This window comes from uncultured Gemella sp. (assembly GCF_963529685.1).
Lineage (GTDB): Bacteria > Bacillota > Bacilli > Staphylococcales > Gemellaceae > Gemella.
This window is the reverse complement of sequence record NZ_CAUSAI010000002.1, coordinates 22,040-41,469: the sequence shown is the minus strand read 5'-3', so window position 1 is coordinate 41,469 and position 19,430 is coordinate 22,040. Positions and strand designations below refer to the sequence as shown.

At 33.1% G+C, this 19,430-nt stretch carries 20 protein-coding genes and 1 riboswitch; of the genes, 18 read left to right on the top strand and 2 right to left on the bottom strand.

Annotation, left to right across the window (positions count from 1 at the left end):
- Positions 1 to 249: 249 nt before the first annotated feature.
- From RWS90_RS00645 to RWS90_RS00635, 3 genes are read left to right on the top strand one after another with little or no spacing between them, the layout of a single operon-like run.
- The gene (locus RWS90_RS00645; protein WP_314547970.1) at positions 250 to 1,077 is read left to right on the top strand and encodes a KilA-N domain-containing protein; all 828 of its coding nucleotides are present in this window, start codon (positions 250 to 252) and stop codon (positions 1,075 to 1,077) included.
- Between the two features lie 57 nt (positions 1,078 to 1,134).
- Positions 1,135 to 1,836 carry a peptidoglycan editing factor PgeF gene (gene pgeF, locus RWS90_RS00640; protein ID WP_314547969.1) on the top strand — a complete coding sequence of 234 codons (702 nt, stop codon included), beginning with the start codon at positions 1,135 to 1,137 and terminating at the stop codon, positions 1,834 to 1,836.
- A gap of 26 nt (positions 1,837 to 1,862) precedes the next feature.
- Positions 1,863 to 2,396, top strand: coding sequence for a hypothetical protein (locus tag RWS90_RS00635; protein ID WP_314547968.1), 534 nt, complete (start codon positions 1,863 to 1,865; stop codon positions 2,394 to 2,396).
- Between the two features lie 188 nt (positions 2,397 to 2,584).
- Here the strand turns inward: RWS90_RS00635 and RWS90_RS00630 are convergent, their stop codons facing one another.
- Complete coding sequence (locus tag RWS90_RS00630; protein WP_314547966.1) at positions 2,585 to 2,941, bottom strand: hypothetical protein; 357 nt, start codon at positions 2,939 to 2,941, stop codon at positions 2,585 to 2,587.
- A 525-nt stretch (positions 2,942 to 3,466) separates the two neighbouring features.
- Between RWS90_RS00630 and RWS90_RS00625 the strand changes: the two genes are divergently transcribed.
- From RWS90_RS00625 to RWS90_RS00575, 11 genes are all read left to right on the top strand, one after another.
- Positions 3,467 to 4,816, top strand: a complete 1,350-nt coding sequence (locus tag RWS90_RS00625) for a trypsin-like peptidase domain-containing protein (protein WP_314547964.1) — start codon at positions 3,467 to 3,469, stop codon at positions 4,814 to 4,816.
- A 283-nt stretch (positions 4,817 to 5,099) separates the two neighbouring features.
- Positions 5,100 to 5,975, top strand: coding sequence for a UTP--glucose-1-phosphate uridylyltransferase GalU (gene galU, locus RWS90_RS00620; protein ID WP_314547963.1), 876 nt, complete (start codon positions 5,100 to 5,102; stop codon positions 5,973 to 5,975).
- Between the two features lie 153 nt (positions 5,976 to 6,128).
- Positions 6,129 to 6,539 carry an NUDIX domain-containing protein gene (locus RWS90_RS00615; RefSeq protein ID WP_314548019.1) on the top strand — a complete coding sequence of 137 codons (411 nt, stop codon included), beginning with the start codon at positions 6,129 to 6,131 and terminating at the stop codon, positions 6,537 to 6,539.
- A 560-nt stretch (positions 6,540 to 7,099) separates the two neighbouring features.
- Positions 7,100 to 8,419 (top strand): proline reductase-associated electron transfer protein PrdC, encoded by a 1,320-nt coding sequence (gene prdC, locus RWS90_RS00610; protein ID WP_314547962.1) that lies wholly within the window; start codon positions 7,100 to 7,102, stop codon positions 8,417 to 8,419.
- Positions 8,420 to 8,439: 20 nt separating this feature from the next.
- Entirely contained in the window at positions 8,440 to 10,377 is a 1,938-nt protein-coding gene (gene prdA / locus RWS90_RS00605) for a D-proline reductase (dithiol) proprotein PrdA (RefSeq protein WP_314547961.1), read from the top strand.
- Between the two features lie 26 nt (positions 10,378 to 10,403).
- Positions 10,404 to 10,691: a CBO2463/CBO2479 domain-containing protein gene (locus RWS90_RS00600; RefSeq protein ID WP_204641751.1), complete on the top strand. Its 288-nt coding sequence runs from the start codon at positions 10,404 to 10,406 to the stop codon at positions 10,689 to 10,691.
- A gap of 18 nt (positions 10,692 to 10,709) precedes the next feature.
- A complete protein-coding gene (prdB, locus tag RWS90_RS00595; protein ID WP_314547960.1) occupies positions 10,710 to 11,435 on the top strand; it encodes a D-proline reductase (dithiol) protein PrdB in 726 nt (241 codons plus the stop codon).
- 116 nt (positions 11,436 to 11,551) lie between these two features.
- Complete coding sequence (gene prdD / locus RWS90_RS00590) at positions 11,552 to 12,289, top strand: proline reductase cluster protein PrdD (protein WP_314547959.1); 738 nt, start codon at positions 11,552 to 11,554, stop codon at positions 12,287 to 12,289.
- A gap of 14 nt (positions 12,290 to 12,303) precedes the next feature.
- Positions 12,304 to 12,780: a glycine/sarcosine/betaine reductase component B subunit gene (locus tag RWS90_RS00585; protein WP_314547958.1), complete on the top strand. Its 477-nt coding sequence runs from the start codon at positions 12,304 to 12,306 to the stop codon at positions 12,778 to 12,780.
- Between the two features lie 19 nt (positions 12,781 to 12,799).
- Positions 12,800 to 13,819 (top strand): proline racemase family protein, encoded by a 1,020-nt coding sequence (locus RWS90_RS00580; RefSeq protein WP_314547957.1) that lies wholly within the window; start codon positions 12,800 to 12,802, stop codon positions 13,817 to 13,819.
- 12 nt (positions 13,820 to 13,831) lie between these two features.
- The gene (locus RWS90_RS00575) at positions 13,832 to 14,710 is read left to right on the top strand and encodes a TSUP family transporter (RefSeq protein WP_314547956.1); all 879 of its coding nucleotides are present in this window, start codon (positions 13,832 to 13,834) and stop codon (positions 14,708 to 14,710) included.
- Positions 14,711 to 14,799: 89 nt separating this feature from the next.
- On the opposite strand, the gene rarD is transcribed toward RWS90_RS00575, so the two are convergent.
- A complete protein-coding gene (gene rarD, locus RWS90_RS00570; protein ID WP_314547955.1) occupies positions 14,800 to 15,717 on the bottom strand; it encodes an EamA family transporter RarD in 918 nt (305 codons plus the stop codon).
- A gap of 527 nt (positions 15,718 to 16,244) precedes the next feature.
- Positions 16,245 to 16,341, top strand: a riboswitch (glycine riboswitch).
- A gap of 70 nt (positions 16,342 to 16,411) precedes the next feature.
- Between rarD and RWS90_RS00565 the strand changes: the two genes are divergently transcribed.
- Genes RWS90_RS00565 through RWS90_RS00550 form a run of 4 tightly spaced genes read left to right on the top strand, consistent with a single transcriptional unit; the run spans position 16,412 to position 19,417 of the window.
- Positions 16,412 to 16,780 carry a GrdX family protein gene (locus RWS90_RS00565; protein WP_314547954.1) on the top strand — a complete coding sequence of 123 codons (369 nt, stop codon included), beginning with the start codon at positions 16,412 to 16,414 and terminating at the stop codon, positions 16,778 to 16,780.
- A 23-nt stretch (positions 16,781 to 16,803) separates the two neighbouring features.
- Complete coding sequence (gene trxB / locus RWS90_RS00560) at positions 16,804 to 17,748, top strand: thioredoxin-disulfide reductase (RefSeq protein WP_314547953.1); 945 nt, start codon at positions 16,804 to 16,806, stop codon at positions 17,746 to 17,748.
- A gap of 38 nt (positions 17,749 to 17,786) precedes the next feature.
- Entirely contained in the window at positions 17,787 to 18,104 is a 318-nt protein-coding gene (locus RWS90_RS00555) for a thioredoxin TrxA (RefSeq protein ID WP_314547952.1), read from the top strand.
- Between the two features lie 26 nt (positions 18,105 to 18,130).
- The gene (locus RWS90_RS00550) at positions 18,131 to 19,417 is read left to right on the top strand and encodes a glycine/sarcosine/betaine reductase component B subunit (protein ID WP_314547951.1); all 1,287 of its coding nucleotides are present in this window, start codon (positions 18,131 to 18,133) and stop codon (positions 19,415 to 19,417) included.
- Positions 19,418 to 19,430 lie beyond the last annotated feature (13 nt).

The window sequence follows — 19,430 nt, the reverse complement described above, 5'->3', positions numbered from 1 at the left end:
TTTAATAGGAGTCTGAAAGATAGATATTTTTCAGACTCCTATTTAGTTTGGTAGAATGAAAGTTTAGCTATTGTGGTATGGATTGCAATTTATTTAATTTTTAAAATTGATATAGTATAATTAGTTGAGAGGAGAATTGATTTATAAAAATGAGTGATAGAGGAATATAGTTATATTGTAAGTTTTATATGATAAGAAAAACATTAAATATTAGAAAGTTATAATTAAATATAAAGGAAGGACTATAAAATGGTAAAAATTAAAGCTAACGGTAATGAAATAGCATTATTAACTTCAAATACAGATTATATTAGTTTAACTGATATTGCAAAATATAGAGACTCGGAAAATCCAAGATATATCATACAAAATTGGCTAAGAAATAAATCAACAATAGAGTTTTTAGGGGTTTGGGAACAAATGAATAATAGCAATTTTAACCGTGTCGAATTCGACACGGTTAAAAATGAAGCGGGGTCTAATAGTTTTGTTTTAACTCCTCAAAAATGGATAGAAACAACAAATGCAGTGGGAATTAAGTCAACAGCAGGTAGATATGGAGGGACTTACGCGCACTCGGACATTGCGTTTGAATTCGCTTCTTGGATTTCTCCAGAGTTTAAATTATATATTATCCAAGATTATCAAAGATTAAAACAGGAAGAATCATATAAAAATAAATTAGAATGGCAAACTAATAGATACATTTCAAAGTTAAACTATACTATTCATACAGATGCAATAAAAAACAACTTAATTACACCTACACTTACTACTACACAAATAAGACATAAGTATGCAAGTGAAGCTGATATTTTAAATATGGCGTTATACGGAATGACTGCAAAAGAATTTAAAAACAAATATCCTGAAAAAGAAGGGAATTTAAGAGATAACTCTACTATTGAGCAGTTAATGATAATGAATAATTTACAAATATTAAATGCCGATATGTTAAAATCAGGGATATCGTCTGAAATTAGATTACAAAAATTAAATGAAATTGCAATAGAGCAACAAAATATTTTAATAAAAAATAATCAAAAAGCATTACAGGAATTGAAAAAATTAAAATAAATCTATTCTGATTTTTAAATGATGTATGTATAAAGAATATTTAAAAAGGAGGATGCTATGCGCGAAACAGTTGATGGTTATTTAATTAATGATAACAATATAAAAATAGGATTCACTAATAGAAATGTTAATGCTAAGAATAGTGAGCAGATGAAAAGATTCTCTGGTGAATATGGATTTAATCATGATAATATAGTTTATAATACTCAGGTTCACGGGGTAGATGTTCGTATTGTTGAATCTGGAGACGATTTTATAGAAAACGGGAAGGAAGCGGATGGTTTAATTACTAGTTTACAGACAACACCTCTGTTAATTTTCACAGCTGATTGTGTGCCGGTGGTATTTTATGATAAGAAGCAAGGAGTTGTTGCCTTAGCTCATGCAGGTTGGCGTGGGACATATGGGAATATTGCCGGGGAAATAGTGAACATCATGCGTAATAAGTACGGCTGTAAAGTGGAAGATGTTAAGATTATTATAGGTCCATCGATTAGTGTTGATAATTACGAAGTTTCTTATGATCTTATTGAGAAATTCTCAGCATTAGAAGTACAAGGTTATTATAAAGAAGTTGATGGTAAATATTATTTAGATTTATGGCAATTGAATAAAGAATTATTAAAAAAATGTGGTATACTAGAAGATAACATTAAAATTATTGATTTCTGTACGGTAAGAGATAATGATAAATTCTTTTCATATAGATTGGATGCAGCTACTTCAAAACGTATAGGAACGATAATTCAATTAGATTAAATTGATAGAAAATAGAGGAACAAATATTGGAAAAAGATGTTAAATTAGTTGAACAAGTAGCTACATTTAAGAGGTTGCCTAAGAGTGATAGTAGATGGCGTGTAGCATTTTATTATATAGCAAAGGAATTTTGGGATTTAGAAGAGGTTTTTGTAATAATTGATAAAAATCTTTTTGAAGAGCAAGGGCTTAAAATACCAGTTTTTAGAGAGTATCAAGAAGCGGAAGGATTCCAAATATTTTCTAGTTTTATAAAAGCGAAGGAATTTGTAGAAAAGCAAGGGGATTTATTCGTTACTGCGAGTGGAGAGAAGCTTATCGGAAGAATTCGTCAAGGTGCTTTTAGAGAGGTATTTGTTCCGTTTTTTGCTGAACAGAATTTTAATTATCTGCTTAATGAAGATGAAGCGCTATTTGCTGATACTTTTAAGAGGCTTCTTGCGGTTATGGAAGCTAGCGATAACTATATTGTAGATGAAGAACAAGAAGCTATGTTAAAAGCAGGAGATGTTCAAAGTTTCTTTGCAGATATCTGTAGGAAATATATAGTATTAATGTAAATAGGGGTGGATCTAAAAGGCTTAAATTTTAAAAAAAGTGTATATGATAACTCATAGATACAGTGGTTTATTGATATCCAAATTCACTTTTATAGAAGCTTTTTAGATATCTAATAAACTGTGAAGGGAGATGACTCGAAAAAATCTTGTTTCTTTGAAATACGATTTTTTCGAGTCACTCCCTTTTACTATTTTTCTCTGAAATATTTTATTGCATATACTATGGCTATAAGGATTATTATTATATAAAGGGTATAGCTTGTGTATTGGGTATTACCTTGGATATTAACCAAATAACTTTGTACAGAGAATGGAATGAAAACTGCTGAAATTAGAGGCGCAAGTTGTTCTTTCCAAAATGCAAGAATAAGCAAGATAAATATTATTATTGTTAAAATAAAGTAAGTTATTCTAGGTATAGTAACGAAGTAACTTTCAGGGTTCGGGAATGGATTATAGTAGAAAAATATAATCGCTAGTAATACCAGAATCAATGTTATACCGTTACGTTCTTTTTCTGTTATTGTGAAAATATCTTTAATCAATAATATGTATCCTGATAGAATCCATAGAATTAAGACGATAAAAGTTATAGCAAGGTTTGCTAGGTTTAGTTGTTTGTTGAGATCGAAATTTATATTAAAAGTGTACAGAAATGTAAAAATTAATATTAGTATACTGAATAGTGTAAAGTATTTTTTTGTTTTCATATTAACCTCGTGCTAAGCAACAAATGTTGCATCCTTCTTATTTTTTTCATATAATCTATATATAGGATTATAACATTAAGATTAATTATAAACAAGGAGGTAAATGAGGAGTAATATAAAATGCTTATTTACTCTACTAGGAGTATTGTAGGTAGTTGTGGCACTATTTTTCGCAAAAGATAGAGATGATACAACTAACTAGTCTTATGTTAATGAGTATAATGCAGAAAAATATTTAAGTATATTTAAAGTTCCATTTAAACTTTATTTAAGTTAGTATTGATATTATAAAAATAGATTAAAAAGGGGTCTATAGATTATTAAGAATTTAGTAAAGAATTAAAAGGAGGATTTTTACTTATGGAAAATAGAAAAAATAATCAGGAAAATAGAGAACTTCAAAATTTTGATAGTCAACACAACTATAATGAACAGAATAATTATCAAAATTATAATAATATAGACAATACACAATTTAATAACTTTGAGAATTACAAGGGAGAGACTACGGGTAGGGTGGCTACTTCGGATACTAATTATGGAAAATTATTTCTAACAGTATTTGCAGCATTTGCTCTAGGTGCTACTAGTGTTTTTGGTGTGCAGTCTGTAGTTGGTACAGGTAGGGCGTTAAATTCAACGGTAACAGTTACAAAAGAAGATAAAGATAATCAACAGACTACTGTAAATGCTATATCAAAAGCTAAGGATGCTGTTGTTTCGATTGTAAATTACCAAAGTAATTCAAGTAATAACTTGGAATCAATTTTAGGTGGGAATTCTAAAAAATCTGAATCAAGTAATTCTGGTGATTTAAAAGCTGCTTCTAGTGGAAGTGGTGTTATTTATAAAAAATCAGGAAATACGGCGTATATTGTAACTAATAATCACGTTATTAATGGGGCTAAGAAGTTAGCTGTTATTTTAAGTGATGGAACTAGTGTTAATGCAGAGCTTGTTGGTACTGATGTTTGGACTGACCTTGCGGTATTGAAGATAAGTGCTGAAAATGTAACTACAACGATGGACTTTGCTGATAGTGATAAAATTGCTGTGGGTGAAACTGCATTTGCTATTGGTTCGCCTTTAGATGTTAACTTATCTAATACTGTTACAAAAGGTATTGTTTCTGCTGTAAATAGACAAATTCCTATGGATATTGATAAAGATGGAAGAAATGACTGGAATCAAACTGTTATTCAAACGGACGCGGCTATAAACCCGGGGAATAGTGGTGGAGCGTTGATTAATAATGAAGGTAAACTTATTGGTATTAATGAGTCAAAAATTGCTCAAGCGACTGCTAATGTAAGTGCTGAGGGTATAGGATTTGGTATTCCTTCAAATGAGGTTAAGTTAATTACTGAACAACTTGAACAATCTGGTAAAGTATTGCGTCCTGCGTTAGGGGTGCAACTGGTTTCTGTAAATACTGTAGATAATGATGCTTTGAAATCACAATTGAATTTTAATGGAAAACAAGGTGTTGTGGTAAAAACTGTTGAGAACGGTACGCCAGCTGCTCAAGCAGGTTTAGAAAAATATGATATCATTACTAAATTGAATGGGGAGGATGTTAAGGACGTTGCCGCGGTCAGAAAGTATCTATTTGAAAAAGCTAAAATCGGAGATACTGTAAAAGTAACATATTATAGAAATGGTAAAGAACAAACAACAAATGTAGTTGTTCAAGCACTAAATACTAGATAGAAAGTGTAAGGATTAGGAGTAATTCGAAAATCGTGATTACGGATAAATCAATTTTTGAGTTGCTCCTTTATTTTGTTTGATAAATGTGCGAAAATCAGCAGTGAATCATAAAAGCAAATTTGTAAAAAACGATATATTAGGTTTTCCGCTATGAAAAGTGTACTTTAGGAGTACATATAATGTTTTATATATAGTTTGAAATGGCAAGGAAAATTTGCCAAATAATGAAAAATATGTTATTATAAGGTTGTTAAATTTAAGAAAAGAAATAATAGGTGAATATATGAAAAAAGTAAGAAAAGCTATTATTCCGGCAGCAGGATATGGAACAAGATTTTTGCCTGCGACAAAGGCGCTACCAAAAGAGATGCTTCCAATTATCGATACTCCTACTATTCAATACATTGTAGAAGAAGCGGTTAAGGCTGGAATTGAAGATATTATTATTGTAACTGGTAAACAAAAAAGAGCTATTGAGGATCACTTCGACAGAAATGTGGAGTTAGAGGTTGAATTAGAGAATAAAGGTAAGTTAGCAATGTTAGAGAAAGTTAAGTATCCAACACAGCTTGCCAATATTCACTATGTCCGTCAAAAAGAAATGGCGGGACTAGGTGATGCAATTTTAACTGCTCGTAGTTTTATCGGGGATGAGCCATTTGCGGTATTATTAGGGGATGACGTTGTAATTAATGATGAGTATCCAGCGATAAAACAGCTTATTGATAAAGCTGAGGAGACAGGGTGTTCAGTAATTGGAGTGCAAAGTGTTCCAGAAGACCAAACTCATAGATATGGTGTTATTGCTCCTAAAGGGCAAGATGGTCATTTATACGAAGTTGAAACATTTGTTGAAAAGCCAGCTCCAGGGACTGCGCCATCTAATCAGGCGATTATGGGAAGATACGTTCTTAATCCAGGAATCTTTAAGCATTTAGCTAAAAAACAAGTAGGTGTTGGTGGAGAAGTTCAATTAACTGATGCTATTCAAATGTTAAATGAAGAAGAAAATGTTTATGCATATGATTTTCAAGGAAAACGCTATGATGTAGGGGAAACAATTGGATTTGTTAAGACTACTATCGACTTTGCGCTTAAGAGCGATCTTAAAGCTGAGTTAGTACCTTATTTAAAACAAAAGTTAGCAGAATTAGAATAATAAAAATTAAACGGAGTTGACTCGACAAAATTGATTTTTCTGAAATCACGATTTTGAGTCACTACCGTTTTTTTATATTTTGGGTGATATTATGATTGTTAATTATTTTGGAGTGTATGAAGTATGTTTAAGAGATAATATGGTCTCTTATGTATTAAAAAAGTTAGAGTATCTTATAAGAATAGATATGATTTACCAGGAAGCAGTCAAAAAGAATATGAGAACCTTGTAGAAACATTAGTTCGAGAATTCCAAGAAGAAACGGGTTATAGTATAGAAAATTATGGACAATCTAGAGTGCATGATCTCTTTGTTGAGGAGATTAATCGTATGGTGCATTATATTACGGCATTTTATGATGTTGAAATAGATCGGCAATATCAAGAAATTGTACCGAGATTTATAGATTTTGAACAAAATGATTCGAATGGGGCTTGTTGGATTTTGATTAGTGAATTGAATATCAATAATGCTTCGCCACTTCTTATGAAATTAAAACAAGAAATCATGAATGATAGTAGTTTGCTAGAGAAAACAGAGTATAAATTTTGGGAAATATTATAAATATAGCTTATCCGTAGAAATATGGATAAGTTTTTTGTTGAGAACTACGTTATGTATATTATAATTTGTCTGATTATCTTTTGTAACACAATTATTATCTGTTATAATATCGTTAGATGAAGGTGTTTTCAATATTTTTAAAGTTATCATATATATTTATATTATGTTAACTTGTTATATGATTTTGATATTTTCTTAATTATGATAAGAAAATGCTTTTCAAAAAGTATCTTATAGGTTGAGAAGTGTAAGGGAAAATGATTGAGAGACTATTGTAAATATATACAATGCCCTTAAATATATAATATTAATCTAATCGATAATGCATTTCAATTGGAGATAATTTGATTAAATAAAAATTTCAAAAAAGTTGGATGTAAAACGTGTTAATATTAAGAATCTATAAAAAAAGTAATAAATTTATATAAAAAAATTTATTAAATTGTAAAATACTTAATAATATTCCTCTTTACAAAATTCAACATACTGTTATACAATAATTGTAGTAGAAGTTTGGAACTACTGCTTGTAAACAAATTTTAAAGAAAGGAGGAAAAGGTATGTTAGAGTTTAATGTTGAAAAAATCAATATTCCACTTAAGCAACACGTCGGTGGTCCGTGTCAAGCAATTGTAAATGTTGGTGATCATGTAAAACGTGGTCAATTAGTAGCAACACCCAATGGGTTAGGAGCCAATATTCACGCTAGTTTATCAGGTGTAGTAGAAGAAGTTAACGATATGGCAATAATCGTTAAATTAGATAAAGAACAAACTGATGACTATGTAAGATTAGAGAAAACTGATGATAAACTCCAAAAAATTAAAGATGCTGGTATCGTTGGAGTTGGTGGTGCAGGTTTCCCTACGGGAATCAAACTATCAGCGCAAATTCCAGGTGGATACGTTATTGCGAATGCCGCAGAATGTGAACCTATCTTAGGTCATAACGTTAAATTTATGGAAGAACATCCAGAAGTCTTAGTTAGAGGTCTAAAATACATAGTTGAATTAACTGGTGCGAAAGAAGGATACATTGCTATTAAAACGAAATATCGAAAAGCAATGCTAGCATTAGGTAAAGCGTGTAAGGATGAGCCTAATATTAGTATTAAAATTTTGCCTAATATGTATCCTGCTGGTGACGAGCGTGTTATCGTAAGAGAAACACTAGGTGTGGTATTAAAACCAGGTCAATTGCCACTAGAAGCAAATGCGATTATATCGAATGTGGAAACTATTAAACGTATAGTTGAAGCAATTGAAGATGACAAACCACTGATTGATAAAGATATTACTGTTGGTGGACGTGTACAAAATCCAGGTGTTTTCCTAGATGTCCCGTTGGGACTACCAATAAATGTCTTTATTGAAAAAGCTGGTGGTTACATCCATCCACATGGAGAAATCGTGCGTGGAGGACCGTTTACAGGACGCCCCGCATTAGAAACAGATCCTATTAATAAAACAACGGGTGGATTACTTGTAGCTATGCCATATCCACAAGAAAAAGAAAAAGTAGGAATACTTATTTGTGAATGTGGAGCGCAAGAAGAACGCTTGAGACAAATAGCTGATGGAATGGGTGCAGAAGTTGTATCTGTTCAAATGTGTAAACGTATGAAACCGGATAAAAATGGAAGATTACGTTGTGAATTACCGGGTATTTGTCCAGGACAAGCGGAAAAAGTATTGAAGATGAAGAAAGATGGTGCGAAAGCAGTCATTACTGGTACTTGTCAGGATTGAACTAACACCGTGACAGGTGTAGCTCCTAGGTTAGGAGTAAAAGTTTATCATAGTACCGATCATGTACTTCGTGCCACTGACCATCATTTATACAGAAGCTATAAAAGCTTAGAATTACATAACAATAAATAATTAGTTGGAGGTTAGAAGTAATGTCAATTACAGTAGAAACTGCAAAAGAGCACTTAAATGATAAAGCGGTATTTTGTTGCAGAGCTGAGGAAGGTATCGTAATTAGTCCAGAAAACTTAGAAGATCCAGGATTATTCGATGATCTAGTAGATTCAGGATTATTATCATTCCCAGACGATGCATTAACAATCGGACAAGTATTAGGAGCTAAATTATTAAAAACAACAGACGCTCTAATACCTATTACACCAGGTATCATTGATGCCGTACAAGGTGGAGAAGAAAAAGCAGAAGAAAAAGAAGAAGTAGTAGAGGCTCCAGTAGCTGAAGTTAGCGCGCCAGTTGCGCCAGTAGCTCCGGTTACACCGGTTGCACAAACACAAACTCCAGCAGGAGTATTCAGACTACAAATCGGAAAAGGTGAAAATATTAACCTTGAAATTCCACTATCAGCTATCGGTGGACAAACAGCAGCTCCAGTAGCACAAGCTCCAGTTCAAGCAGTGGAAGCTAAAGCTGTTGAGGCGGCTAAAGTTGAAACAGTAGCAGTAGCTAAAGTGGAAGAAGAACATGTAGGAGAACCTAAATTTATCCGTTCTCTACACACTAAACACTACAAAATTGATAAAGTAGAATTTGGTGAAAAAACAGAAATTAAAGGAACTACTTTAGTTTTAAGAACAGCAGAAGACTTATGTAAAGAAGCTGCTGAATCAGAAGCTTTAGTAGAAAGTGTTAAATTAGAAATTATCACTCCTGATAAATACGATACTTACAGTGAAACAATCATGGACGTTCAACCAATCGCTGTTAAAGAAGAAGGAGATCTTGGTCACGGTACTACTCGTGAACTTAAAGGTGTAGTAATGGTTCTTACAGGAACTGATGCTAACGGAGTTCAAATCGGGGAATTTGGTTCTTCAGAAGGTGAATTAGAACGTAACATCATGTGGGGTCGTCCAGGAGCTCCAGATAAAGGTGAAATCTTCATTAAAGGTCAAGTTACAATTAAAGCAGGAGCTAACATGGAACGTCCAGGGCCATTAGCAGCTCACAAAGCATTCGACCACATTACAGAAGAAATTCGTAAAGCTCTTAAAGAATTAGACGATGAAAGCCTAGTAGTTGGAAACATCAATATTGAACAATATCGTCACCCAGGAAACAAAAAAGTATTAATCGTTAAAGAAATCATGGGACAAGGTGCTATGCACGATAACTTAATCTTACCAGTAGAACCAGTTGGTACACTTGGTGCTAAACCAAACGTTGACCTTGGTAACCTACCAGTAATGCTTGCACCAACAGAAATCTTAGACGGTGGTATCCACGCATTAACTTGTATTGGACCAGCTTCTAAAGAAACTTCTCGTCACTACTACCGTGAACCATTAGTACTTGAAGCAATGGCTGATGAAGAAATTGACTTAGTAGGGGTATTATTAGTTGGATCACCTCAAGCTAACTCAGAAAAATTCTATGTATCTAAACGTGTAGGTATGACTATCGAAGCAATGGATATCGATGGTGCTATCGTAACAACTGAAGGATTTGGTAACAACCATATCGACTTCGCTTCTCACATTGAAGAAATCGGTAAACGTGGAGTATCAGTAGTTGGTATGACTTACTCAGCAGTACAAGGTGCTCTTGTAGTAGGTAACGAATACATGACAGCTATGGTTGATAACAACAAATCTAAACAAGGTATTGAAAACGAAATTCTTTCAAACAATACATTATGTAAAGAAGATGCTATCCGTGCTTTAGCAATGCTTAAAACACAAATGGGTGGCGGAACAATCAAAAAAGCTGAAAGAAAATGGAATCCTAACGTTAAATTAAATAACGTAGAAGTTATTGAAAAAACTACAGGACAAAAAGTAGAATTACTTGATAACGAACAAGTATTACCAAAATCTAAAAAACGTCAAGAAATCTACGAAAAAGAAGATTAATTTTTAAAGAGGATAGGAAATAAGTTATGATTGAAAAATTAAAATATGCATCTACAGAAAGAGTGTTCGAAGGGGTAATTGTTGATCATAACGACGCCAGCGTTACGATAGACATTAAAGGGCGCTTAGGGCAATTTAAAATTCCTATGAGAATGTTAATTTCTGATTATCCGGTAAAAATTGGCCAAGAGGTAGCATTTTTACTGAGTTATCCAGAAGTTATTAGCGAAGAACCTGACGAACATTATGTAAATGCAATACTAAATACAAAAAAATTACAAGAAGAAGTAAAAAACAGACTAAATGAAGAATAGTAGGAAGGAGAATTTAGAATGTCATTAACGATATTTGAAGGTCTACAATCAGAAATTTTTGTACCTATTACACCAAAACCAGTTTGGGCTCCAGTAACTAAAGAGTTAAAAGATATGAAAGTAGCATTAGCTACAGCAGCAGGAGTTCACTTAAAAACAGATAAAAGATTTAACTTAGCAGGGGATACTACATTCCGTGAAATCCCAGATACTGCTCACAGTACAGATCTTATGGTATCACACGGTGGATATGATAACGCTGATGCTAACAGAGACATCAACTGTATGTTCCCAATCGACAGATTACACGAACTTGCTAAAGAAGGATTCATCGGTAGCGTAGCGGAATTCCACTATGGTTTCATGGGTGGTGGTGGAGACCAAGAGGCTTTCACAAACTCTACAGGACCAGCAATCGCTGCGAAATTAAAAGAAGAAAATGTTGATGCAGTTATTTTAACTGCTGGTTGAGGTACTTGCCACAGAACTGCCGTGATCGTGCAGAGAGCAATTGAGGAAGCAGGTATTCCAACAATCTTAATAGCAGCACTACCTCCAGTAGTGCGTCAAAACGGTACTCCTAGAGCCGTTGCACCACTTGTACCAATGGGTGCTAACGCTGGGGAACCAAACAATGTTGAGCAACAAACACAAATTCTAAAAGCAACATTAGAGCAACTAATTAAAATACCAAGTTCAGGTAAAATAGTTCCTCTTCCATTTGAGTATATTGCTCACGTGTAGGAGAAATATCAGAAGAGGGACGGGTGTCCCTCTTCTTTTTTAACAAAAATCTGTACTAGTAAAACAACTTACAACTGTATTATTACAGATGATAAAATAGTAAGGGATTGATGGTTATGACAAAAGAGAGATTGCAAATAAAAGCATTCCATATGAAAAATGTTGCTTTAGGAAGAAAAGTGAAGATTGAAAATAATGAGCTTATTATTCCGAGTGAAATTGAATATGATAAAAATATTTTTGAAAGTGTAGAGGTTAAGATAATTAAACCTCGTGAACATAATTTTTATGTAAATACTATAATGGATGTAGTACCAATATCTACGAAAGTTCTAGGAAGACTTGGTGAGGGTATAACTCATACTCTAACAGGAGTATATATGCTTTTAACAGGGGCGAATACTGAAGGAGAACAGATGCATGAATTTGGTTCTTCAGAAGGTATTCTTAAAGAACAACTTGTGCTAAATAAAGCAGGTTCTCCTACAGATAGTGATTATTTAATACATATTGATGTTATTATTAAATCAGAAGTAGATTTTGATAGAGCTTTGGCCTTTTCTATCTTTGAACTATCAGATGTATATTTACAAAATATACGTGAAGTTATGAAGGTTCTTAGTGGACGTGATGCAGATGAAATTCATGAATTTTATAATCCAAAAAACCCTGGAAAACCTAAAGTAGCTTTGGTTAAAGAAGTTGCAGGGCAAGGGATGATGTATGATAATCAGCTGTTTCCAATAGAGCCAAGTGGAATAGATAAAGGTATTTCTATTATAGATATGAACAATATGCCAGTGTTACTTACAGCTAATGAATATCGCGATGGTGCGATAAGAGCAATGGTATAGAAAGAGGTGTTATTATGGGGATTGGACCATCTACAAAAGAAACAAGTTTGCACCACTTTAGAGATCCATTACTAGATACATTAGCAACAGATCCTGATATTGATTTCCAAGGGGTAATTGTAGTGGGAACACCGCAGGATAATCGTTTAAAACATCTAGTAGGATGGCGAACAGCAACATGGTTAGAAGCAATGAGAACAGATGGAGCTATTATCTCAGCAGATGGTTGGGGAAACAGTGATGTTGACTATGCTAATACTATGTTTGAAATAGGAGAACGTGGAATTTCTATCGTAGGTTTAAAATTTATGGGGAAACACAAATTCGTAGTAGAAAATCAATACACGAAGTTCGTTTTAGACTTTAACAAGTCTGAAGAAGGTGTAGAAACAGAAATAGTTTGTCAAAACAATATTGACTATACTGATGCTAGAAAAGCACTAGCATTATTAAAATTAAAAATGAGACAAGATACAAATAACAATAAATAAAATTAAGGAGTGAGTTATTATGAAACTAAATAAAATGATTTCAGTTATTGATACACATACAGCAGGAGAAGCTGCTCGTTTAGTAACAGCAGGAATTCCAAAAATACCTGGTAAAGACATGGTTGAGAAAAAACAATACTTTATTGAACATCTTGATGATGTAAGAAAATCAGTAATGTTTGAACCACGTGGACACCAAGATATGTTTGGAGCATTCTTATTACCTCCAACAAAAGAAGAAGCTGATTTCGGACTAGTATTCATGGATACTGGTGGTTATTTAAATATGTGTGGACACAATACTATCGCAGCAGTTACAGCAGCAGTTGAAACTGGTATGGTAGATGTTGAAGAAGGCGCAACTGAAAAAGAAGTAGTAGTTGAAACTCCGGCCGGATTAATTTATGCAACTGCTAAATTAAAAGATAATGGAGCTAAAGTAAAAGAAGTTTCATTCAGAAACGTTGAATCATTCTTATACAAACGTGATGTTGAGCTTGATGTAGAAGGAGTAGGACACGTTAAATTTGATATTTCATTTGGTGGAAGTTTCTTCTGTATTATTTCAGCAGATCAACTTGGTTTAGAAGTTACACCTAAAAATGCTTCTAAACTAAAAGAAGCTGGATTGAAAATTCGTGATGCAGTTAACGCGAATATTGAAATTCAACACCCAACTTTAGAACACATTAAAACTGTAGACTTAGTTGAAATTTATGACAAACCATCTCACCCAGAAGCTACATATAAAAACGTAGTAGTGTTTGGAGATGGAAATATTGACCGTTCACCATGTGGAACAGGAACATCTGCTAAATTAGCTACACTTTATGCAAAAGGTGAGTTAAAACCAGGTGAACCATTTGTTTATGAAAGTATCTTAGGTACTTTATTCAAAGGAAGAATCGTTGAAGAACGTAAATTAGCAGGATTTGATGCTATTATTCCAGAAATTACAGGTTCTGGATACATCTTAGGATTTAGTAACTATGTTTACGATCCAGACGATTCACTTACATACGGATTCTTATTAGGATAGGAGAGAAAATATATGGATTTATTAACAGTATTATTAATTATCATAGGAGCTGGAGGGGTATTCTTCCTTGCATCTTTAGTTATGGACGTTGTAAAACACAAGGATGATTTGGGTAAAGAAAATCCAATTGTCGGGTTCTTTATCGGTTTAGTGACAGACTTCTTCGATACATTAGGTATCGGAAGCTTTGCGCCAACAACATTATTATTCAAAGTTACTAAGTTCTTAGACACTGACAAAAAGATTCCAGGTACATTAAACGTTGCCCACACAATTCCAGTTATAATGGAAGCAGTATTATTCTTAACAGGGGTTAAAGTTGAAGGTATTACTTTATTCTCAATGATTGCTGCTGCTATTGCAGGTGCGTTAGTAGGTGCGAGAATAGTAAATAAATTACCTGAGAAAAAAATCCAACTTGTTATGGGTGTGTGTTTAATTGTAACTGCATTCTTAATGGCTTCAGGTCAACTTGGTTGGTTAAAAGCTCTTGGAGCTGGTAACGAAGCTGTAGGCTTAACAGGTATTAAACTTATTATCGGTGTTGTAGGTAACTTCATTCTTGGAGCGCTTATGATGGCTGGTGTTGGATTATATGCACCATGTATGGCTATGGTTTATATGTTAGGACTTAGCCCATTAGTAGCATTCCCAATTATGATGGGATCTTGCGCAGGACTTATGGCTATTGGTTCACCAGAATTCATTAGAGCTGGTAACTATTCAAGAATTGGTTCTATTGTTATTACTATTGGTGGTGTGATTGGGGTAACTATTGCTTATACATTAGTTAAGAGTATGCCACTTGCTGTATTAACATGGGTAATCATAGGTGTTGTTATCATAACAGGTATCTCTATGATTAGACAAGGTACAAGAAAAGCCGCTTAATTAATTAAAAGTAAAAAACGAAGTTTGAGTAATCAAACTTCGTTTTTTGCTTTATAGTCTAAATTCAAGAGGAATCCGTATAGTATATGTTATTTCTTAAGACTTTCACTAACTAAATTTTGTTTTTTCATCGAGATAATGGCTGAGTAACAAAATACTGCTACGGCAACCCAAATGATAGAGAATGATATTAGTTTTTGAATACTTAGTGCTTCTCCGTATACAAAAATTCCAATGAAAAATTGCATTGTTGGGGGAAGATATTGAAGTATTCCAAGGATGTACAAGGGAATATCTGTAGCTCCTTTAGCGAATAACATAAGAGGGACCGCAGTAACTACTCCAGACAGTAATACATATATTAAGGTAGTATGTCCAAACTTATGCAACGTTATCGCGTTATTAGAAGCAAGATAGCTTATATACATAAGGGCAATAGGAGAAACTATTGCGGTTTCGATAAACAGACTTGCTTTCGGACTAAGTAAGATTTTTTTCTTACATAGGCTGTATAGTCCAAAGGTTAGTGCTAACATGATAGAAATCCAAGGTAAAGATCCTAATGATATAAATAAATAGAGTAGTGATCCCCCGACACACAAACATGCAATTGTTTGTGTACGTGTTAGTTTTTCTTTTAAAAACACAACGGCTAGAATAATCGTAACGATTGGATTTAAGTAATAACCGAAGCTTGCCTCCAGTACGTGATTAGTATTTACTGCAATGATATAAGTAAGCCAGTTTCCTGTTATTAAAAATGATGCAAGAACTAGCAGTAAGAAACCTTTTTTATCTTTCCATAGATTAGAGAGCTCAGTGAAAATTGCGTTTTTATTTTTTGCGGTCGCTACTACCAAAAACATAAAGATGAAGGAACATAAAACACGCATTGTTAAAACTTCATATGCATCGATATTTTTTAATAATTTGAAGTATATAGGGAATAAACCCCATGAAAAGTAGCATATTAATATTGCTATTAAACTTTTTTTAGTATTGTTCATGGTATGTCTCCTTATAAAATGTTAAATTTCAATTTGTAGTAAATTAAGTATAGCGAAAATAAGTATATTTTTCAATGAATAATTTTCAATTTTTTCAAAAACATTCAAATTATTTTCAAATTCATATAAATAACGGAGTTAACCCAAAAGCTCTAAATTTTAACAAAGTTCATATGATAACTTATAGATGAAGTGATTTATTGATTTCAAAAATAGCTTTATAAAAGTTTTTTTGGAATCTAATAAGCTGTGCGGGGGCGACTTGTCTACGAAATCGCGATATTTGAGTTACTCTCTTATTTTTAATAGTAGAAGATGACGATTTTATAAAATTAACATAGTAAAAAAACAAATATATTTTTTGAACTTTAGAAAATAACCCTTTAAATACCAGTTTTTATTGAAAAATTATATTTAAAAAACAATATGTATATAAATATATTTCAAGAGACTTTGTATAACGCTTAAGAAAACGTTTTTATTTATTTGAGAAATAGTATAAAATAAAAATATAAGAAATATACTGTAAGAATAGTGTGGGAGAGGACGTAAGTCACCGAAGGTACAAGTTAATATTTAGCAAATATTAATGAAATTCTCAGGTAAAAAGACTGCACTAGGACAGAACTCTGAAGTAAATCGACAGAGAGAAAGCTAGCTTTCTTTCTGTTTTTATTTTTTAAGGAGGGGTATTATGAAACTAATAACTAATAATCCGAAATTTATTAATAATAAATTTAAAGGGATAGAGATAGAGTATTTTGATATAAGTTATATAGATATTTTGAAGAAAGCTAGAGATTACGTTCATGAAAATTATGAGATTTTAACACATCCTTTATATGGTAGTGTTAAGCCAAATGAGACGATATATAGAAGTATTATTGTAAAAAAAAGTGAAGGATTAGATATCGCCTCAATTAATTTAATTTCTGAGGCTGTAACAACATTTGAGAAGTTTAGAAATAATAAGAAAGTTCCTGAGTGGACAGATGTTGTAAAAGATGATTTTAGTGTCATTGATTATGACTTAATATTAAATGCGATAAATAGAATATTATAAAAAATTAATAAAGGAGAATAATTATGAGTAGACATTATGATGTAATTATTATAGGTTCAGGGCCAGCTGGTTTATCAGCGGCATTGTATGCTTCACGAGCTAAGTTAAGCACTTTAGTTCTTGAAAAATCAAAAAATGGGGGGCAAGCTGCGATTACTCACCTGATTGAGAACTATCCTGGAGCGGTAGAAGATCCGACAGGACCACGTGTGACTGCAAGGATGGTTGAACAGGCTAAAAGTTTTGGGGCTGAAATCAAACAAGATGAGGTTCTAAATGTTGAGCTTGAAGGAGAAGAAAAAGTAGTTACTTGTGTAAGTGGTGATTATACTGCTAAGACAGTAATTATTGCGACAGGAGCTTCGCCAAGAAAATTAGATGTTCCAGGAATTAGAGAGCTAGAAAGTAAAGGTATTTCTTACTGTGCTACTTGTGATGGTGACTTTTTTGAAGGACTTGATGTTTATGTAGTTGGAGGAGCTAATAGTGCTGTAGAAGAAGCTTTATTCTTAACTAAATTTGCTCGTAAAGTGACAATTGTATATCGTAAAGAAAATGTTCGATGCGAAAAAGTTACTGCAGAAAAAGCTAAAAACAATCCAAAAATTGAAATTTTAGGTAATACTGTAGTTACTGAAGCAATTGGGGATGGAATTTTAGAAGCAATTAGATTAAAAAATGTAATAACTGGTGAAGAATATGTAATTGAAGCTGACGAAGAAGACGGAACAATGGGATTATTCTTCTTTATCGGATATATTCCTCAAACTAAGCTGTTCGAAGGAAAAGTTGAGATGACAGAAGATGGATACATTAAAGCTGGTGAAGATACTAGAACAAATGTAGATGGTGTATTTGTAGCTGGTGATTGCCGTGAAAAAGATATTCGTCAAGTGGTAACTGCAGTATCAGACGGAGCTGTTGCAGCGATTCGTGCGGAAAAATATATTGCTGAGAAATTTGAATAAAATTTAAAAAATAAAAATAACATAAGGAGAAAAAGAAAATGTTAGAATTAAACAAAGAAAACTTCGACCAAGAGGTATTGGAAGCAGAAGGATATGTGTTTGTAGACTTCTGGAGCCAAGGATGTGAACCATGTAAAGCTCTTATACCAGATGTTCACAAATTGGCAGAAGCATATGGAGATAAAGTTAAATTTACATCTCTAGATACAACAAAAGCAAGAAGACTTGCGATTAAACAAAAAGTTTTAGGTTTACCAACATTAGCCATATATAAAGATGGTAGCAAAGTCGACGAAGTAACTAAAGACGATGCGACTATTCCTAATATTGAAGCTATGATTAAAAAATATTATTAAAATTAACTCAAAGGGAGGTAGTAGGTATGCGTCTTGAATTAGGAAAGATTCATATTAAAGATATACAGTTTGCTACAGAATCAAAAATTGAAGCAAATGTATTGTATGTAAATAAAGAAGAGCTTATAAAAGCTGTTTTTGAGGATGATGCAATCGAATCTGTTGATTTGGATATAGCTCGTCCTGGTGAAAGTGTTCGTATTACGCCAGTTAAGGATGTAATTGAACCTCGTGTAAAAGTTGAGGGACGTGGTGGTATATTCCCTGGTATCTTATCAAAAGTGGATACTGTAGGGGAAGGACGCACAATCGCTCTTAAAGGTATGGCTGTTGTAACTACTGGTAAAATAGTAGGATTCCAAGAAGGTATCATTGATATGACAGGTGTTGGAGCAGAATATACTCCATTTTCAAAAACAAATAACTTAATCGTCATCGCTGAGCCAAAAGCAGGAATTAAACAACATGAACATGAAAAAGCAGTTCGTTATATTGGATTTAAAGCTGCTCGCTATATTGCAGAATTAGCTCGTTCATTAGAGCTAGAAGAAGTAGAAGTGTATGAAACAAAACCTTTATTAGAACAAATTGCTGAGTATCCTGATCTTCCAAAAGTAGGATATGTATACATGCTTCAAACTCAAGGTTTATTACATGATACTTATGTTTATGGTGTGGATGCAAAACAAATAGTACCGACAATTTTATACCCAACTGAAATTATGGATGGTGCTATCGTAAGTGGTAACTGTGTATCAGCATGTGATAAAAACCCAACATATGTACACTTAAACAATGGAGTTATTGAAGATTTATACAAAAAACACGGTAAAGAAATTAACTTCTTAGGTGTAATCATCACTAACGAAAATGTGTACTTAATGGATAAAGAACGTTCATCTAACTGGACTGCAAAACTTTGTCGTTACTTGAATTTAGATGCGGTAATTGTATCTCAAGAAGGATTTGGTAATCCAGATACGGACTTAATCATGAACTGTAAAAAAATCGAAGCGGAACAAGTTAAAACAGTTATCGTAACAGACGAATATGCAGGGCGTGATGGAGCTAGCCAAAGTTTAGCTGATGCTGATGTAGCTGCCAATGCCGTAGTTACAGGTGGTAATGCTAACCAAGTGGTTGTATTACCTAAACTAGATAGAATTATCGGTCATATAGATGTGGTGAATGTAATTGCTGGTGGTAATCAAGACTCATTAAGAGAAGATGGTACTATCGAAGTAGAAATCCAAGCTATCACAGGTGCTACTAATGAGACAGGTTTTGGATACTTAAGTGCTAAAACTTTCTAAGAAATAAAATATA

What these genes read in the sequence shown, in the direction of transcription:
- RWS90_RS00645 (WP_314547970.1), top strand. Translation starts at nt 250, where the DNA reads ATGGTAAAAATTAAAGCTAACGGTAATGAAATAGCATTATTAACTTCA.
- pgeF (WP_314547969.1), top strand. Translation starts at nt 1,135, where the DNA reads ATGCGCGAAACAGTTGATGGTTATTTAATTAATGATAACAATATAAAA.
- RWS90_RS00625 (WP_314547964.1), top strand. Translation starts at nt 3,467, where the DNA reads ATGGAAAATAGAAAAAATAATCAGGAAAATAGAGAACTTCAAAATTTT.
- galU (WP_314547963.1), top strand. Translation starts at nt 5,100, where the DNA reads ATGAAAAAAGTAAGAAAAGCTATTATTCCGGCAGCAGGATATGGAACA.
- prdA (WP_314547961.1), top strand. Translation starts at nt 8,440, where the DNA reads ATGTCAATTACAGTAGAAACTGCAAAAGAGCACTTAAATGATAAAGCG.
- RWS90_RS00600 (WP_204641751.1), top strand. Translation starts at nt 10,404, where the DNA reads ATGATTGAAAAATTAAAATATGCATCTACAGAAAGAGTGTTCGAAGGG.
- prdD (WP_314547959.1), top strand. Translation starts at nt 11,552, where the DNA reads ATGACAAAAGAGAGATTGCAAATAAAAGCATTCCATATGAAAAATGTT.
- RWS90_RS00585 (WP_314547958.1), top strand. Translation starts at nt 12,304, where the DNA reads ATGGGGATTGGACCATCTACAAAAGAAACAAGTTTGCACCACTTTAGA.
- RWS90_RS00580 (WP_314547957.1), top strand. Translation starts at nt 12,800, where the DNA reads ATGAAACTAAATAAAATGATTTCAGTTATTGATACACATACAGCAGGA.
- RWS90_RS00575 (WP_314547956.1), top strand. Translation starts at nt 13,832, where the DNA reads ATGGATTTATTAACAGTATTATTAATTATCATAGGAGCTGGAGGGGTA.
- rarD (WP_314547955.1), bottom strand. Translation starts at nt 15,717, where the DNA reads ATGAACAATACTAAAAAAAGTTTAATAGCAATATTAATATGCTACTTT.
- RWS90_RS00565 (WP_314547954.1), top strand. Translation starts at nt 16,412, where the DNA reads ATGAAACTAATAACTAATAATCCGAAATTTATTAATAATAAATTTAAA.
- trxB (WP_314547953.1), top strand. Translation starts at nt 16,804, where the DNA reads ATGAGTAGACATTATGATGTAATTATTATAGGTTCAGGGCCAGCTGGT.
- RWS90_RS00555 (WP_314547952.1), top strand. Translation starts at nt 17,787, where the DNA reads ATGTTAGAATTAAACAAAGAAAACTTCGACCAAGAGGTATTGGAAGCA.
- RWS90_RS00550 (WP_314547951.1), top strand. Translation starts at nt 18,131, where the DNA reads ATGCGTCTTGAATTAGGAAAGATTCATATTAAAGATATACAGTTTGCT.